This is a genomic window from Flammeovirga sp. SubArs3, assembly GCF_947387565.1.
Lineage (GTDB): Bacteria > Bacteroidota > Bacteroidia > Cytophagales > Flammeovirgaceae > Flammeovirga > Flammeovirga agarivorans.
Map to the genome: position 1 here is coordinate 382,851 of NZ_CANDOA010000001.1, position 17,708 is coordinate 400,558.

Genomic DNA, 17,708 nt, shown 5'->3' on the forward strand with positions numbered 1-17,708 from the left:
ATTTTTATTAAAAATGCTACCGAAACAATAGAATAAGTAAAGTCGTTACCAAAAGTAACCTAAGGTCTAATTGACTTTAAACACACACATACACATCATCAAAAATCTTATTCATCAATGGAAAATGAAAAAAAAGTTGGACTGTGGGGACTTGTCGCCATTGTTTTCGGTTCAATGATCGGTGGAGGAATTTTTAATATCCCTCAGAATATGGCTTCAAATGCTGGGTTAGGTGCCGTTATGTTATCTTGGGTGATTTCAGGAATTGGTATCTGGTTTTTAGTAGAAGTATTTAAATCTTTAGAAGAAAAACACCCTGAATTAAGTTCAGGAATATATGCATATGCGCAAAAAGGTTTCGGCAACTTTGTTGGTTTCAGTAGTGCTTGGGGGTATTGGATTGCTGCTATTTTTGGTAACGTAGCTTTTGCAGTACTATTAAATGATGCACTTGGTATTTTCTTTCCAAGTCTATTAGAACATGGATGGCAAACAGTGGTTTTCGGATCCGTTTTAGTATGGCTGATGACGACCATTGTTTGGTTTGGAGTAAATAAGGCTTCATCATTGAATACACTCTCTACAGTTGCAAAATTCTTATCGCTGATTGTAATATTTATTATGCTAATCGTTGCCTTCGATTTTGATGTTTTTACAGCTGATATCTGGAGATTTGGATTAGGAGGTATCGGCAAACAAATTAAAGGCACTATGATGGTAACGCTTTGGTGCTTTATTGGTATTGAAGGAGCCGTTGTGATTTCAGGAAAAGCAAAAAAGAAATCGGACGTTAGTAAGGCGACAATAATTGGTTTTGCGGCAGCATTGTTGATGTATCTGTTATTATCGGCTTTATCTTTTGGTATCCTAAAACAAGAAGAATTAAGCGTTTTATCTTCTCCTTCTACGGGTGGTTTATTACAAGCTGCTGTTGGTAGTGATTGGGGATTGATGCTAGTGAATGTTGCTGTAATTATATCAGTATCTGGTGCTTGGTTAGCTTGGACAATCCTAGTTGCAGAAACACCTTATAGTGCTGCAAAAGATGGCATCTTACCAAAAATATTTAGTAAAGACAATGCACATCAATCACCAGGGATTTCATTATTGATGTCTAGTATTATCGTTCAATTGGCATTATTTATTGTCGTTTCTGCAAAGGATGTGTACTTGGCAGCTGTTGATATTGCCGGAGTGATGATTCTTCCTTCTTACTTATTAAGCTCCATGTTCTTACTAAAAGAGGTACTAAGTAAAAAGGGATATTCGATGAAAATCAAAGTGATTGCTTTATTGTCTTCGTTGTATTGCCTTTGGTTAATTTATGCAGCAGGCATTAACTTTTTACTGCTTTCAATGATGTTTTATGCTGTAGGTATTCCATTTTACCTTAAAGCAAGAAAAGAACAAAATGGATCACATGTGTTTGCCAATTATGAAAAATGGATTGCAGGTACAATGATTAGCTTATCTTTTATTGGGGTTTATATTATATCCACAGGTGCAATGGCACTTTAATCATAAAAAAAACAGCCTCAGTAATTACCGAGGCTGTTTCTAAATCTTTACATCTTTAAACTATCATCATCTTAACAAAGTATTATCGATATGGGCAAAAAATTATCGATATTAAAAAATCGTTTTTGGGTATGTTTTAATCACTATTAATTGAACTACAACTTTATATACTCTTAAAACATGTACCTCACCTTTTATATTTCAGTAGAAAAGTTTCAAAATCTGACTTCATAAAAAAACGCCTTGAGATAGAAGGTTATTCTCAAGGCGTTTTTTTTAAAACTGGTTTATTGTTTTCATGTAGTTAGTATCACTTATCTGATAAGGGGTGATCAAAGTTTCTACATAATCGAGATAACTCTTTAATGGATAAATATTATCCTGATTACCTTCCAAAGGCAGCGTCGCCGGTTGTTCATTAAACCTGACCTGTACAAACTTCTCTCCTTCTTTTTCCAACAAAAACCATTCGATATTGGAAGCCATACTTGCATACTCGCCCTCAGACCACTCAATATTAAGTGCATGGTCTGATTTTCTATTGATGTTATTGAGGTCTAACAATACAGCTAAAGGTAATGTGGTTTCAGCATGGGCAAAATTAAAATACCCTTGATAGTCTAAAGTTCCCTTCGAAGCTAAACGTAAGTTGTTGCTAATATTCATCAGTAATGTCGTTGAATTAGCATAGGAAATTTTTCGACCTTTATACCCTGGCCCCTTTTCATAAAAAGCTTCAACATCTCCTATTTTGGCTAGAAGTTGAGTCTGAGAGGGGGTAAAAACAAGGAAGTCTGGACGTTGGTCTGGTGTAATCGCAAAAGAGATTTTAAAGCATTCATACAGTGCTAAAATGATATCCGTCTTCGAGGCAATAACAACTTCTCCTTCATCATCTTTATACACTTTCTCTCCATTTTCAATATCATTGATTATTTGAGACTTAAAATAGTTAGGAAGAATAGCATCCCCAATGTCTAGATACTCCTTTGATTTTTTTAGCTCCACTATTTGCTCCTCCCAAATTGCTGAGTCTTTGTATGCTTTATAGTTAGGAGAAATTTTATGATATCGTAAAAGCGGATCTTTCCCTTTAATAAAATTATTGATTTCCCATTCCGGATGGACATCTTTCTCTTTCAATCCTTGTATAAATGCTCCTCTTGAATTCTGAGTTCTTGATTTATATGTCGCATTTCCAATAAATTTTGTAGAAGACTTAAAGAAATCAGGAGCAATATCGTATAGCCTTTGTCCTATAGCGAAATGTTCTTCTTTCCCTAGAGGAGTTAGTTGTCCATAATTATTTATCTGAAGATCAATAAGTTGCTTCACCTCTTGCATCAGTAGTTTACCCTCCTCTGTTAATTGGTTCTGTTTATCTGCATCCATCATCAATTCATATAATGCAATATCTTCTCCCGGGCCACTCATATATCGAGAACCATGTCTTGCTACATTTGTAATAAAGATGGTTTCATAATCTTCTGGTATAGGAGTAATTTCTTTTGGGGGCATATAGTTCTGTTTCGAACCAATATTCCACTCTTGTTCCGTTGTTAAAGATTGCTTTGTATTTTCCTGTGAACAGGATGTCATAAAAAAGAATTGGAATGTACTCAATAGAAGTACTGTAATTTGTCTGTTCATTATTTAGCTTAGTTATTCAGTTGGTCTATTTCATATTAGGTTTCAGTTGATTATATATCCTCTACATATCAATGAAATATAAAAATGGATTTAACAACAGCGAAAATAAGTAATTTATGATTACGGAATTCTGTGTTCATAAAAAGATAATATTGGCGTCATTAATTGTTATTTCACAAAAAGTCCTTTACCTAAAAAAAGATAAAGGACTCGAATAAATACATTATGGATTGAGTAATGCTGAGATTATAAAGTATCGTATTTTATTAAGCAAAACGCTCTTCTTTTAAAGTTTCCCATCTCATCTTATTACTGTACTGTTTGTATTCTTCCATAATATGAATCAATACCCAGTAATTATTAAGAATCTTGTGAAAATCAAGAGATGCATTACTTTTGTCTAGCCTTTCAAGTATGTTTTGAGCTTTCGCTTTTATCGGGATAATACTAGAGGAATTACCAATTTTTTCATCTTGTAACATATACAAAGTTTCTTCCTTGAGTGTTGAAAATTCCATTAATGATTCCTCAGGAGTATTACTTTCCTTCATTCTTTTTATCAGTAACTGAATTCTTTTCGAGATTCTATGAATATAGAAAGTGATATCGTTTAGTTGTTGCTCAGTGATTCCATCAAATAAATCATATTTAATAACTGCACTCCATTTCTCTAGAGTCATTGCAGCAACTTCCACTTCTCTTTTGGCTAATCTATATTTTATCACCTTACTCAATTGGTACCATTTCACCTTATGTTTGGCATGAACCAGCAAATAATGGGCACTATTAAAGAAGCCATTTATCTTATTCATAAATGCTTTTTCGGGCCTAGTAGTATTGAGCATATACCCCAAAACCACAAGCCATAACAATGAAATAGTATTGAAAATATCTGTATTTATGATTCCATAAAAATCATACGATTGATTTTCATTTGTTATCCCCAATAGCATCACACCAAAAGCTGCAGTGACAAATGCAAAACCCCTTAGGTAATAATAGTTGATAAACATGTAGATAAATAAGAAGACACTTAATGTATAAAAGCTTCCCAACGCAGGCATAATAAAAGTATAAATTAGAGTCGTAAAGAAGCTCATGATCGCAAAATATTTGAGAAACTCTTTTGCTTTCAGTTGGGGTGTTAAAGCAATAAACATGGCATTGGCTCCAGATGACATATACCATTGCGAATGCCCCGGAGGGTCGAAAAATATCCAAATAAGAAAGCCTCCCATTACAGCAAAAGTTGCATAGAGGGCACCTACAAAATATTGCTTATCTAACAAGGTGAAATCATAAACCTTATGTTTTGCTACTTTTCTAAACCTGTTAGGCGAATCATTGACAAGGTGATTGGTGACATACGTTAATTCTTCTAATTCATTCATTAGATCATACATCTCCTCTTGAATCAGTTTCAACCGAGTATATTGAAGCTTATTTAAATGATTTTCTTGATCTATTAGAATTGTCACCTTATTAAAAGTGAACGTAGTTGCTTCTAGTTTAAGCATTTGAACGACTTGAGACAATCTCTGATGGATTTCATTGTAGGCAGCTATAAATGGCTTTTTTTCTAAATATACATCCTCTTCATGGTTTAATTCTTCGACATTTATCAATAAACTAACCAAGCTGTTCGACACCTTATTGTACCTAAAAACAAAATCTACCCACAAGTCTTTTCTTTTATGATCATCCGTATTGTTGTAGTCAGCTAACGAAAGTAAATCAACCAACTCGCTTTTACTTTTTTCCATTTTATGATTGAAAGTTGATGCATCAATCGTTTTATGTTGAAATTGGTATTTTATTAACTCAAATTGTTTTTGAAGATGATCTATTAGTTCTGATGCTGCTTGTTTTGGCTTTCTTTGTTCGTAATAAGGCCAAATCACAAATGAGATGATGGTATAGATACCTACGCCCAAAACGTTTTCTAGTGTTCTGTACAAAGCATGGTCAAAAGCATTTATTGGATCAGAAGCACCAGCAGTTGTGATGATCAGACAAGTGAATCCTAACACATTCCATAAATAACTATGCTTTACATCTGCCATCATCATATACATGGTAATAAATACCCATAGGCCTGCTAAAAACATAAATAAGAAACGACTTTGAGGAGCAAGTGCTAGAATGATTAAGCCAACAATACTTCCGATCACCGTACCAATTATTCTTAATGTTCCTTTTCGAAATGACTGATCGATTCTGAAATTGGGCATTGCCACCATACAAATACCAAACCCTGCCCAAGCAGGATCAAACCAATTTAATTGTAAAGCGACAGCATAAGTAATCACAAAAGACAATGCTACTTTTACCGCCTCTTTCACTTGTCTGTTTTCCATTGTTTATTGTGTCAGAAGTTGATGAATAATTAAAGCATATCACAAAAGTAAAAGGGGCTTTTTCAATTCATTGGTAAAAATTTAGGGGAGATTAGTAAAACTCACTATTTAGCTGCGAGTAGGATCTCTTTGAATGTTTTCAAGGAAATGTTGACACATTCTTCTTTTACTAAATACATTAATAAGGGTTTTTGTAAATTATTTAATAGAGTAATTCACAATATCATTCCCTGAAAATTATCTAATGGAAGAAGTACATTTTAACGACAGAGGAGATAGTACCTACTATGAATATTTAAAAGAAAACCTAAAAGGGAAGCCTGTAGATAAATATACTTTATCCCTTAAAAGCGACCTTATCGATGGTACTCTTTTCGTCGTAGAAGAAAAAGGATTTAGAATTACATCAATCGATTATAAAGTTCTGAAAGACTTCTCCATCAACTTTACTTCTGATAAGCAATTTGATTATACTATTATCTTCTTTTGCGAAGATGTAACATATTCGGGGCATGATAATAAGCCCATTCACTTTAGTGTTCCTACAGGGTTTTTAATTTTAGATAATACCCAAAACATCATTTTTGAAAGAAAAAAAGGAACCCACCAACAAAGAGTCACCTTATATTTTAATCGATCAGATGTATCTCCCTTTTTAAATGAGAAACTCAATACAATCAAAGACTTTGCTTTTCATAAAGGGGATGATCATACGGCTATATGGAAAAAGGTGTACTTTGATAAAGGACCGAAAGACATTAACCCTAAACTGAGAAACAGATGGCATATCGTTAAGTTACATGAGCTTTGCCTTATCATTTCGAATATTCTCCTTTCATTTAATGGAGAAGAAGACTTGAAGAAAATCTACATGGACCATGAGTTTGAAGCGGTATTTGAAATTAGAGATTACATACAGCATAACTTTCATGAAAAACCCATCATGTCAAAACTGACAAAAAAATATGGGATCAATTCGACAAAACTTAATGAGATTTTTAAATATTGCTTCGGACAGACCGTCTATAAATACTACAAACATGCAAGAATTTATAAAGTAAGAGACGAAATTATTACCACACATAAATCATTGACAGAAATTGCTTATGAATTTGGGTTTTCCGATATCAACCACTTATCAAAAAGTTTTATTGAGGAATTTGGAGAAAAGCCAAGCGAATTGAAAAACTCTTCCAAAAATGATTCACAAAAAGGCCTTGACAAATAAAGAAATAGCTAACTAAAATTGATTCATAAAATGTTATCGTTAAAAGATTTTAATTGTCATTAATATCTAAGGAACTCTACTCCTCCTGATATATATTTAGATAAAATTTATAAACCTTTTCCTACAAACATACGCCTACTCGATCAATTACAAGATGCATAAAGTTAAGATTGGACTCATTGGTGCTGGATACAGAGGGATAATACATCTAGAAAATTGTTTGCAAAGAGATGATGTAAACATTAAGGCTGTAGTGGAACCCAACATAGAACATCACCAGAAAATTCATCAGTTATTTAAGAAATACAAGCAACCATTACCTACTATTTATAAAGACAATAATGGTTATAAAGAAATGATGTCTTCCATAACATTGGATGCTGTTATTATTTCTGTGCCTTGGGATTTCTTCTTCGAGATTACGGCCTTTGTTCTCCAATTCCCTGTTTATGTAGGTATTGAAGCCGCTAGTGCTACCTCCTTAGAACAACTTTATACATTAAAAGAAATTAAAGAAACACATGGTACGCAATGCATGTTACTTGAAAACACTTGTTTCCATAGAGATGTCATGGCGATTCAGAATATGATTGATCAAGGACTTTTTGGAGAGTTAGTACATTGCAGAGGGGGTTATGAACATGATTTACGTTCGATTAAGTTTGATGAAAACATGAATTATGGGGAAGGTGCGAAAGGTGAAGCGAGTTGGCGAACAAACCATTCAATCACTAGAAATGGCGATTTATACCCTACTCATGGCATTGGACCCATTGCCTCATTCCTAAAGATTAATAGAGGAAATGAGTTTGTATCTATTGTCTCTCATGCGTCGAAGTCTGTGGGTCTAAAAAGTTATGTAGCCAAACATAAAGGTGAGCACCATCCTAATGCTAAAGATAAATATATCCTAGGTGATGTGATTACGTCTACACTTACGACCAAAAATGGTGAAACGGTGATCCTAACACACAACACTAATGTGCCTAGGCCATACTCACTCGGTTTTAGAGTACAAGGAACGAAAGGCATTTGGATTCAGGAACATGGCAACCATCTACATTTAGAAGATTATTCAAATCATGATGAATGGATGAATCAACCACATCAGATTTTCAATAAATATGATCATCCGGATTGGAAAAAATACCAATATGATGCTGCGAAAACTGCCCGACATCAAATGGACTATTTTGTCTTAAAAGAGTTTATTGAATCGATTAAATCACAAAGGATACCAAAATATGATATCTATGATATGCTAACTTGGCTAGCCATTTCACCATTATCTGAGCAATCCATAAAAGAAGGAAATAGGACCATTAAGTTTCCAAACTTCAAAGAAAAAAGAACGGAGGAAGCGATGTATTAGATAGTTATAACCGTAATTATACAAGGTATTAAACACATCAATTCTTTTATTGTACTGTTATAAACTTTCACAATCCGGTTATTTATAATTTTTTTTTACCAACGATTGTTCTTTTTTTACTAAACCAGACTTTCGACATCGCCGTTTATTTAACTGTAACACATTAAAGCAGACAAAAGAAATTACACATCATCAGTTTAAACAATTACATTAAAACAAAGCATTTTTAATACGAGCAGAAAAAGTCGACCTTTTGGATCGACTTTTTTTTATGCATAAAAACAGCTCCAACCCAATGAAACTGTTCAATATATTACGATTCTATTCTTGTTCGATAATGTGAGGGGGACACTCCAAATTGTTTCTTAAACAGTCTGGTAAAATATAATGGGTCGTTGTAACCTACTTCATATGCTACATCACTTACAGGAATTTCGGAAACCTTCAGCAATTCTTGTGCTTTTACCAACCGTTCCTGCATAATATACTTCGACGGTGACATCTCATATACTTTTTGGAACTCTCTTTTAAATGTGGAAAGGCTCATATCATTTAGCTTGGCAAGTTCTTCCAAAGTTAAATTAGAGAATTTATGCAATTCAATTACCTTTTTCAGTTTAACGACTCTTGGTGAATATAGATCATGGATAAGTTCAACAACTGAACTTACATTTCTAGTTTGTACCAACAGTAAAACCAATTCTTTGATTTTAAGTTCAATAAGATCTTGATTGACCAGAGAAGGGATATCAAAATAAAACTCTAACGAATCAATAAACCTAGCGATTACGGCATCATCTACTATATGTTTTGTATTCGTGGGCTTATCTCTTTTCTCAATAAGTTTGGGTAGTTCGTGAATGTAGAGTTTCTTTAATACTTCTGGATATAAATGCACAGCGATTACTTCAACATTTCCAGAGTTTTGTTTACCTAAAAACTCAAGAAAGTAAGTATCACATTTTAACAAGACAGCTTCTTTTTTCTTGATGTCCATTTTTTCATTTGCAGAATGTAAAGTGATATCTGCATCTTTCATGTATAGAAAACACCCTTCATCCTGAAAAACACGTTCCTTAGTAAACGGGACCTCAATTTGAATTTTTTCTATTAATGGCTTTCCATCATATTCAAAAACCTGTGTTGTAATCGCTTCCATTAGAATAAAGTTATGGAATAATATGAGTTATTGAAAAAATCCTTCTACATCAAATATTAATGCAGAAGGATTGATTGAAGAGATTAGACAGTAGCTTCTTTTTCCCATTTAAAGGATTGGAAGTTCTTATCTAATGGTGTTTGTGATACATGATTGGTATAATTACTAATTGTTTTTTGTGCTAAACCTAAGATCACATCCAATACATTTCTATGTGTGTACCCTGCAGCATAGAAGCTATTTAAATCTTCATCTGATACAAAACCACGTTTTCTGATCATCTGTAAAGTAAATGTTCTTAGTGCTTCAAGTTTTTCAGACTGTAAAGGAGTTTCGTTTCTTAACGCCTCAGTGATTGCACTATCTATGTTCATTGCATTTGCTATTGCAGTATGAGCAGGAACACAATAATGACATTCGTTTTCAACATTAATCGTTTGCCATACTACAGTAAGTTCTTCTGCATTAAACGAAGAGTTTGTAAATAATTCATGTAGCTCATCGTATGCTTTTGCCAACTGAGGAGATTCTACTAATGTCCCGATTAAGTTGGGTACAAAACCGAAAGCTTTTTGCTTTTCTTCCAAGATTGATTTTGCTTCTTGGTCTACAGTGTCGAAAGTGTGTACTTTAAAATTTCTCATGGTAATAGGTTGATTTAAATTTGAATAACTATTTCGTTTTGTTGTTGTAACAAATGTAGCAGAGTTCAATTCGTTTAAAATGGACTATTAGGTCAAGAATATGGACAAGTCAAAAAAACACCCCCAAGACTATTAAAAAGGGTGATTCATAGTGTCAGTCTTTTTTACAACAACCTCAGCTTTTCATACAAAAGATTACTTTTTAAATCCCCCACCTTTGTATTGTTCGATAGGAACAACAAATCAAAATCTATTCAACCTTTAAAAAATTATTATTATGACTATTTCAGAATACGTACTAGTTAGATTAAATGAATTAAATGTAAACCACTTATTTGGTATCCCTGGCGATTATGACTTACCATTTTTTGATGAGATGATTGATAAGAAGACAGGCGTTAAACATATTAATAGTAGAAACGAATTAAATGCAACGTATGCTGCTGATGGATATGCAAAATTAAATGGATTTGGTGCTGTTGCAGTTACATTTGGAGTTGGATCCTTAAGTACAACTAATGCCCTTGCAGGTGCTTATGCAGACAATACTCCTATAGTAGTTATATGTGGTGCTCCAAATAGAAATACTTCTAAAACATTAGGACGAAAGCAGCTCCACCATTTAATTGATCAGGATTTAGATACTTCACTTAAAGTGATGTCAAATTTTACTGTTGGTTCAATTCGCCTAGAAAATTCTGAAACGGCTACAGAAGAAATTGATCAGCTTCTTTTAAAATCTTATTTCCAAAAGAAACCCGTTTACCTTGAGATCCCTTATGATCTACAAAAAGCGGAAGTTGCAGCTCCAAATAAACCATTAGACCTTAATAAAAATATATCGAATCCTCAAAAGTTATCTGAAGCTGTAGAGGCTATCAAGAAAGAAATTGAGAAGGCTAAAAGCATATCTAGCTTGGTAGGACCAGTGTTGGATCGTAATCAGCAGATTTTAAATGCAGATAAAATCATTAGACATCTTAATGCCTGTGTAGGCACCGTTTTTACTGGAAAAATATCTCACTTTGAAGACCACCCAAATAGTGTGGGCTTATATCAGGGAAAAGTATCCGAAGAATATACTTATAAAATGATAGAAGGGGCTGACCTAGTAATTACCTTCGGAAACCCGTATACTGAATTTGATAGTGGTGTTTTTACTGATGATATCGGTACTAACCAAGCTTCTATTCATATCCAAAATGATCATGTTATCATTAATGATGAATTTTATATGGGTGTATATCTTAAAGACATTTTGCCAATTCTTGCCGAAGAAGTAATATCGTTAGCCCCAAAATCATTATCTATTGATCCTACTCAACGAAAATTCTCCTTCGAATTAAAAGATCAGTTTACACCAACAGATAATGCCATTACTATTGATCGTTTGTTTGTACAGTTTGCCAATTTCATGGAATCAGGAGATACTCTATATGGAGACACTGGCGGATATATTAATTTGTCACAAGCTGAATTCAAGAAAGACATTAGTATCATGGGTTGTGGTAACTGGGGTTCTTTAGGTGCCGGATTTGGCATGAGTGTAGGAGGATCTTTTGCAGCTTCAGAAAGAAAAACGGGTAAAGTAGTTTCTATTACAGGAGATGGAGCCTTCTTAATGTCGGCTCAAGATTTATCTACTCTTATTGAGCATAAACAGGATATCACACTTATAATTTTAGATAATAGTGGATATGGAGCAGAGCGTCAAATTTATCCAGGTAAAGAACGTAGTTACAATGATTTCTTACCATGGAACTATGAAAAACTTGCCCCTGCTTTGGGAGGTGTAGAAGGTGTAACTTGCCACAGTTATGTTGCCAATACCGAAAAAGATATCGATAAAATCTTCACTGAAGTTATTGAGAATAAAGGTGTCAATGTTGTGAGAATAATGATTGATCCTTGGGATAGTGCTTCTTTCAATGTGAGATTTAGTGAAGCATTAAGACATTAAAATACATGAGATAATTTGATTAAAATTGATGATCGAAAAGGACACTCTAAATGGAGTGTCCCTTTTTTATATCTATCACAAATTAATTTCTTTGTAATACTATTTCCCCTGGCTCCCAAGTTTTATTGAACCATGGGTTTAATGGCCCATATAAACGAAGGATTGTAAACCAGCCTTTACCCGGTACTGTCTGTATCCAATTGGATTCATGGCCTTTTGGAGAGTTAGGCCCAAAATACAAAGTATAAGATCCATCTGTATTTTTTTGTAATGGATTCCTTTGGCTATTTATACTTGGAAACCTCTGACCTGTTTGTAATTCCGATCTTGTCTGTGGATCATATACACATACCGACCAGAAGTTTTTGGCAGGTACATCTTTCGGAAGGTGTAAAGTATAGTTTTTACCTCCATCGAAATAATGATCATCACTATCCTTGCTTGAAATAGCATATTGTGATCCTATACCTTCCAATTTCCATGTCATAGCGGGAGTGTTTACTGTCGCCATGTAGAAGAATCGAGATCGGGCATCAAGGTTTCTTCCTCCCTTGCCTTCATCTTTCAACCATTGATAATTTCCACCAATAAAACCCGACTCCCAATTAGATTCAGGATATATTTTAGCTTCCTTATCTCTTGGATTAAAAGCTAATGCTCTTGCTGTCCCATTGGCTACTTTTACAGCATCTGTCAAAATTGCTTTTTTATGAGCATCCGGTTGGAACAATTTCCCTTTTTCAATTCCAATACTTGAGAAAATACCTCTTAATTCAGGATCTATAAGCGATATTGGTTCCCTTTGAATCACAGCATTTAATTCTTCATAGAAATGAAAATCATTTGCATGAATGGTATTAAACGTTTTAGAAGACATATCGATAAACTCCATCTTAGGAGCTGTTTCTTTCTTTTTATATGGATAAACTTTTAATCCGTTTCTAAATAGTTGGGATGAATAATCTGGTTTTTGATCAACAAGAAAACCTCTAAGGATTACCCAGTTTACATAACTTTTAGAGGTTGCTACATAATATCCATGGTCAGGAACATTCCCTTTATAATCTGGAGGAAGAATTAGATATTTTCCTCCTTTCCCTCTATCGGGACCTGGTAAACCCATATCAATGACATATCTAAAGAAAGCATCGTTTACTGTGGCAGGACCACAACCTTTTGGCACTTCAATCACCATCGGTCCATCTTTCTTTAAATCTAAAAATACAGAAGCATAAACAGTACTTGTATTTCCTGTTAAGAAGAAAGCATTTGATCCCATTAATTGATCAAAAATGCCGACTTTATTATAATTATCAGCACCCATACTCACTACTCCTCTTCTAAATGACTCCAATGAAGCGGCAGGTATTCCATTTAAAAAGGTTTCAATTCCCCTTAAATGATCCAGGTTATCATATAGTTTTTGAGTGGTTTCCTCTGTGGGCATTCCATCAAAATAGTTTAGTTCACCAATACTTGTAGTGACCTTATTGGGGGTTAATATATCATGTGGAACTGAAGTATTATACTTTGCAGCAATATCTTCAAACTCCCTTTCTCTGTTAACCGAAGTTCCCTTTTTTGTATCACAACCTATGAATAATTGGGATGCGATTAATGATGAGATAATAATAAATTTACGTTGCATAACTTTGTTTTTGATTTGATTTATTCAACGGTTGTTATGCATCGTTTTTTTATATATTCATCTGAAAAAATAACATATTTCTATGAATGATCTTTTTATCTATACTACTCTATCTTTGCTTTTTTTGATACTCTTTTGGGGTAAGACCAAATGTTTTTTTGAAAGCCATAGTAAAATGACTGCTACTTGAAAACTCTAAATCCATAGCTATCATAGCGTTGGTTTTATCTCCTTTCAATAAAAGTCTCTGGGCCTCCTCAAGCTTTATTTTTAATATATATTGGTAGATGGACACCCCAAATGTTTTAGTGAAATTATAGCTTAGGTGACTTTTGCTTATTCCGCACTCCTTAGATAGTAGGTCGATATTTACACCTATTCCATTTTTAGTATCGATCATCTGTCTTGCCTGAAAAACACCTTTAATATTTAAAGTAAGATCGCCTTCCTTTTTCACTTCAGCTTTCTTACTGATTTGTTCCAATAATAAGTGGAATAAGTAAGAACCGCAGGAGTAGATCAATTCTTTATAAAAAGGTGATTGTTGGATTTCTAATATACGATAATAGGTTCCTTTCATGACCTGATTCATTTCTTCAAACACAAGAAATGATGTAGACTCCGGAAATATCTCTTTCAATGATGGTACTCTATCTACTAATTGCTGGAAATAGGATTTCTGTACTCTAAAATTCAATAAGCGAATACTTTTATTGACGGGAAGCTTCCATTGAATTTCTCGCTTATCATTAGTCATCAAAGCTCCCTCTTTCAAGCAGATTTCTTCATCGGACTCAAAGAGAATTGATGATGTATCTGCAAACATAATAGTGATAAATTGCTTATCATCAGCAAAGGTTAAAGTACTGTTCGCTACCTCTTTTTTTAAAGACATATATGTTCTGAAAAGCTGTAAACGCTCAGTAAGTAAAAAGCCTTCTACTTTACCCTCACCAATTTCATTGTCGAAAATGAAGGTATTATCTATTACTCTTCCATTAAAATTTGTATTCCACTGTTCTAGAATATCCTGTATCATTGTACTATGATTAGCTTACGGTTACTTCACTTTTTAGAAGTTTGTTAGTCAAATAGAAATAAGCAACAGTTAGAAATAGAGCTCTTAGAAAAACACTAATACCTATTGCATACCATACTCCATCTACACCCATTCCCATATTGTTGGCTAAGAAAAATGCCAATGGGACTCGAATTACGGTCATAGAAGTATTGATCACTGCCGGGTACTTTGTTCGACCCAACCCATTGATAATCCCTGTAGTTACCATCTCAACACACATAGATACCTGAGCTACACCAAGTACTTCTAGATAATCCGCTCCTATTAAAATAGTATTTCTTTCACTCACAAAAACTCCCATTAACTCTTCATCAAAATGATAAAAAAGAAGGCCTGTAACGACACCTAAAAGTAATGAAATTATCATGGCATAGAAGTAACCTTTTTTAATACGATCAAATTTCTTTGCACCATAATTTTGTCCTGTAAATGACAACATTGCTGAGGATAAACCAGAAATACACATAAATGTGATGGCTTCTAGCTGGTTTCCTATTTTTTGAGCTGCGATAGCATCACTTCCCCAATCTGAAATAATTTTTGTGATGGCGATTCCTACACCTGTAAAGATGATTCTTTCCAATGAAGTGGGTAGCCCTACTTTGATCAATTCATTAATACGAATAAATCGGAAACCCCACTGGGTTAATCCTCCGAAAAAGGTTCTAAAGGATTTTCTAAGAAACAGTGCAAAAGCAATAAACTGAGCAATACCTGTGGCCCAAGCAGCCCCTGCGACTCCCCAACCAAAAGTGAAAATAAATATTGGATCCAATACCAAATTGATCACTACGCCAATAGAAAAGTAGAGAAAAGGTTTTTTGGCGTCCCCTCTTGAATTACTGATTTGAGTCAATAATAATGTCCCTAAAGAAAAGATGAGAAAGATCGACATCCAGCTCAAATAAACATACGCACTATCAATAACTACCTGTTTTTTGAAATTGAAGAAGCCAATGATTTCATCAAAATAAACTTGGAGAATAATACCCATTAAGATAATGATCAGCATTAATGCCTTAACAGAATCTCTACTATATTCTTTAGCTTTTTTGTTTTTATTTTCTCCAATAGCTTGAGACACAAGAACCCCAGAACTTACTAAAAAGATCGATGCAAAAGCCCACACTAGCTGTAGGAAAATTGTACTTGTACCTACCCCTGCAACGGCATCACTACCCAACTTTCCTATCCAAACGATGTCCACAACATTTGTAGCCGTTTGCATAAACATGGCACCAATAATAGGAACAGAAAGTGCAAGAATTCGTTTTAATACAGGACCGTCCGTAAGGTCTTTACTATTTGTTTTACTTTTCAAGTGATTGGGTTTAATCTGTTGATCGAAATGAGCTTTTAACTATGTTCAGTTTGCAACATATTAAATATAACTATATGTCATTGATAAAAATAATTAATCTGGAGTTTAATACAGGGTATTATTGATATACTAAACTTTTGAATTGGAAGGATACAACATCATAAAGGTTTGACTAGTAACTTTTTGTAAGATCATTAAATATTTTTTTGTAAAAAAATGTGTGAGATTAGGTACAAACTTATTTCCACTCTCTTATATGAATAGAAAGCGTATTTTTTTACATACTCATAAATTAATGAAACTCTCAAATCTAACACTACTCATAATCTTAGGAGGTTTAACATTTACTGCTTGTGACGAAACAACTAGTAATGATGATGAAGCTTGTACTGAAACTACTTGGTATCAAGATAGTGATAATGATGGCCTAGGTGATCCCGATGCTTCTACTGAAGCTTGTGAACAACCCGAAGGTTATGTAGCCAATAGTAATGATACCGATGATACTGGTGGTAGTTCTACATCAGAATGTGATACCCCTGGTGAAGTAGACCAGTCAACAGATACAGAGATTGAAGCTATGCGACAAGCAATGCTAACGTTTAGAAATTCTCTTTCATCTTCATTATTATCCGAAGCATCAACTTGTCTTGACGACGAAAGATTGTACGTTTGGCACAACACTCCTAACTCTAATGGTAGTAATAGAGACGGTATTATTTATGGAGATCTTTCAGACGAACAAATGGGGTACTTCCAAGATTTATTACAATTGTTTTTAAGTGATGGTGGTTACCAGAAAGTAGATGAAATCACAATGCTTGCAGAGGGTTTACTAAGTACTGAAAATGGTGACGTTTGGAGTCCTGATTTCTATTCTATCGATATGTTTGGTGATCCAGAAAATAGTGGCTCTTGGGGTTTCCAATTGGACGGGCATCATCTTGCAATCAACTTTTTAGTTCATGGTGATCAGGTTTCTATGGTACCCGCTTTCTTGGGAGGTGAACCTGCTGTCTCTTCTTATAACGGAACAGAGTTTGACATCTTTAAAGACGAGAGAGACTTGGCCTTAACTTTATATAATGGGCTTACTGATAATGAGGCTGGTTCAGCGGTTTCTTCGAGTAGCCATGCTATGGAAGTAGGTCCTGCTGACACTCCAGGTGATGTTGACCCATATAGAGGTGATTACGATTACTCTGGTTTTGCAGGTACGGGTATTAAATACTCGGATATGTCTGCTGATACTCAAGCCAACCTTATCTTGGTAATGCAAGAATATGTTTACAACATGGAAACTACTTTTGCAGACGCTTGGTGGACAGACATTATGGCCAACATTGATGATACTTATTTTGTATGGATTGATGAAGTAGATGCACCTTCTACAACCTCTCCATTCTATTATAGAATTTACAACCCATATTTATGGGTAGAATATAATGCAGAAAACGCTCTTGGTGGTGGTGGAGCAGATTACAACCATGTTCATACAATTACAAGAATACCTAACAACCCATCTACATCAGATGGTGGAGATTATGGTGTTTTTGCTCAGATTATTAATGAAGGTGGTGTAAAGACTTTATATGAGCACTACGCTATCGCTGATCACCACAAAGCAAGTGAGATGTTGTTTGATTACACTGTACAGTTATCACAAGGTCAAGCTATTGAGCATTCTCACTACCATGGAAGACACACACATACACACTAGGGTTCCAATAATATTTTTTTGCTTACTGTCTTAACATTCATCCACTTTAT

General features: G+C 34.3%; 12 protein-coding genes. 5 read left to right on the forward strand and 7 right to left on the reverse strand.

Annotated features, from left to right (window positions below; translation table 11 throughout):
* Nucleotides 1–117: 117 nt before the first annotated feature.
* Nucleotides 118–1,518, forward strand: coding sequence for a basic amino acid/polyamine antiporter (locus tag QL232_RS01615; protein ID WP_281612781.1), 1,401 nt, complete (start codon nucleotides 118–120; stop codon nucleotides 1,516–1,518).
* 276 nt (nucleotides 1,519–1,794) lie between these two features.
* Here QL232_RS01615 and QL232_RS01620 read toward each other — a convergent pair whose 3' ends face one another.
* Together QL232_RS01620 and QL232_RS01625 are read right to left on the reverse strand one after the other, a co-directional pair.
* Nucleotides 1,795–3,168, reverse strand: a complete 1,374-nt coding sequence (locus tag QL232_RS01620) for a histidine-type phosphatase (protein WP_281612782.1) — start codon at nucleotides 3,166–3,168, stop codon at nucleotides 1,795–1,797.
* Nucleotides 3,169–3,434: 266 nt separating this feature from the next.
* Nucleotides 3,435–5,525, reverse strand: coding sequence for an FUSC family protein (locus QL232_RS01625; RefSeq protein WP_281612783.1), 2,091 nt, complete (start codon nucleotides 5,523–5,525; stop codon nucleotides 3,435–3,437).
* Nucleotides 5,526–5,769: 244 nt separating this feature from the next.
* On the opposite strand from QL232_RS01625, the gene QL232_RS01630 reads away from it, so the two are divergent.
* Nucleotides 5,770–6,753, forward strand: a complete 984-nt coding sequence (locus QL232_RS01630; protein ID WP_281612784.1) for an AraC family transcriptional regulator — start codon at nucleotides 5,770–5,772, stop codon at nucleotides 6,751–6,753.
* 154 nt (nucleotides 6,754–6,907) lie between these two features.
* Nucleotides 6,908–8,125, forward strand: coding sequence for a Gfo/Idh/MocA family oxidoreductase (locus QL232_RS01635; protein WP_281612785.1), 1,218 nt, complete (start codon nucleotides 6,908–6,910; stop codon nucleotides 8,123–8,125).
* 313 nt (nucleotides 8,126–8,438) lie between these two features.
* Here the strand turns inward: QL232_RS01635 and QL232_RS01640 are convergent, their stop codons facing one another.
* Together QL232_RS01640 and QL232_RS01645 are read right to left on the reverse strand one after the other, a co-directional pair.
* Entirely contained in the window at nucleotides 8,439–9,284 is an 846-nt protein-coding gene (locus QL232_RS01640; protein WP_281612786.1) for an AraC family transcriptional regulator, read from the reverse strand.
* 83 nt (nucleotides 9,285–9,367) lie between these two features.
* Nucleotides 9,368–9,928, reverse strand: coding sequence for a carboxymuconolactone decarboxylase family protein (locus QL232_RS01645; RefSeq protein WP_281612787.1), 561 nt, complete (start codon nucleotides 9,926–9,928; stop codon nucleotides 9,368–9,370).
* 277 nt (nucleotides 9,929–10,205) lie between these two features.
* Between QL232_RS01645 and QL232_RS01650 the strand changes: the two genes are divergently transcribed.
* Nucleotides 10,206–11,888, forward strand: coding sequence for a thiamine pyrophosphate-binding protein (locus QL232_RS01650; protein WP_281612788.1), 1,683 nt, complete (start codon nucleotides 10,206–10,208; stop codon nucleotides 11,886–11,888).
* Between the two features lie 82 nt (nucleotides 11,889–11,970).
* Here QL232_RS01650 and QL232_RS01655 read toward each other — a convergent pair whose 3' ends face one another.
* From QL232_RS01655 to QL232_RS01665, 3 genes are all read right to left on the reverse strand, one after another.
* A complete protein-coding gene (locus QL232_RS01655; RefSeq protein ID WP_281612789.1) occupies nucleotides 11,971–13,536 on the reverse strand; it encodes a DUF1254 domain-containing protein in 1,566 nt (521 codons plus the stop codon).
* Between the two features lie 109 nt (nucleotides 13,537–13,645).
* Nucleotides 13,646–14,575 carry an AraC family transcriptional regulator gene (locus tag QL232_RS01660; RefSeq protein WP_281612790.1) on the reverse strand — a complete coding sequence of 310 codons (930 nt, stop codon included), beginning with the start codon at nucleotides 14,573–14,575 and terminating at the stop codon, nucleotides 13,646–13,648.
* Nucleotides 14,576–14,585: 10 nt separating this feature from the next.
* Nucleotides 14,586–15,938: an MATE family efflux transporter gene (locus QL232_RS01665; RefSeq protein ID WP_281612791.1), complete on the reverse strand. Its 1,353-nt coding sequence runs from the start codon at nucleotides 15,936–15,938 to the stop codon at nucleotides 14,586–14,588.
* A 295-nt stretch (nucleotides 15,939–16,233) separates the two neighbouring features.
* Here QL232_RS01665 and QL232_RS01670 point away from each other — a divergent pair, with 295 nt between their 5' ends.
* Nucleotides 16,234–17,658, forward strand: coding sequence for a DUF3500 domain-containing protein (locus QL232_RS01670; RefSeq protein WP_281612792.1), 1,425 nt, complete (start codon nucleotides 16,234–16,236; stop codon nucleotides 17,656–17,658).
* Nucleotides 17,659–17,708: the final 50 nt, after the last annotated feature.

Coding starts and splice junctions, on each gene's coding strand:
- QL232_RS01670 (WP_281612792.1), top strand. CDS start 16,234: ATGAAACTCTCAAATCTAACACTACTCATAATCTTAGGAGGTTTAACA.
- QL232_RS01615 (WP_281612781.1), top strand. CDS start 118: ATGGAAAATGAAAAAAAAGTTGGACTGTGGGGACTTGTCGCCATTGTT.
- QL232_RS01620 (WP_281612782.1), bottom strand. CDS start 3,168: ATGAACAGACAAATTACAGTACTTCTATTGAGTACATTCCAATTCTTT.
- QL232_RS01655 (WP_281612789.1), bottom strand. CDS start 13,536: ATGCAACGTAAATTTATTATTATCTCATCATTAATCGCATCCCAATTA.
- QL232_RS01660 (WP_281612790.1), bottom strand. CDS start 14,575: ATGATACAGGATATTCTAGAACAGTGGAATACAAATTTTAATGGAAGA.
- QL232_RS01650 (WP_281612788.1), top strand. CDS start 10,206: ATGACTATTTCAGAATACGTACTAGTTAGATTAAATGAATTAAATGTA.
- QL232_RS01645 (WP_281612787.1), bottom strand. CDS start 9,928: ATGAGAAATTTTAAAGTACACACTTTCGACACTGTAGACCAAGAAGCA.
- QL232_RS01635 (WP_281612785.1), top strand. CDS start 6,908: ATGCATAAAGTTAAGATTGGACTCATTGGTGCTGGATACAGAGGGATA.
- QL232_RS01630 (WP_281612784.1), top strand. CDS start 5,770: ATGGAAGAAGTACATTTTAACGACAGAGGAGATAGTACCTACTATGAA.
- QL232_RS01625 (WP_281612783.1), bottom strand. CDS start 5,525: ATGGAAAACAGACAAGTGAAAGAGGCGGTAAAAGTAGCATTGTCTTTT.
- QL232_RS01640 (WP_281612786.1), bottom strand. CDS start 9,284: ATGGAAGCGATTACAACACAGGTTTTTGAATATGATGGAAAGCCATTA.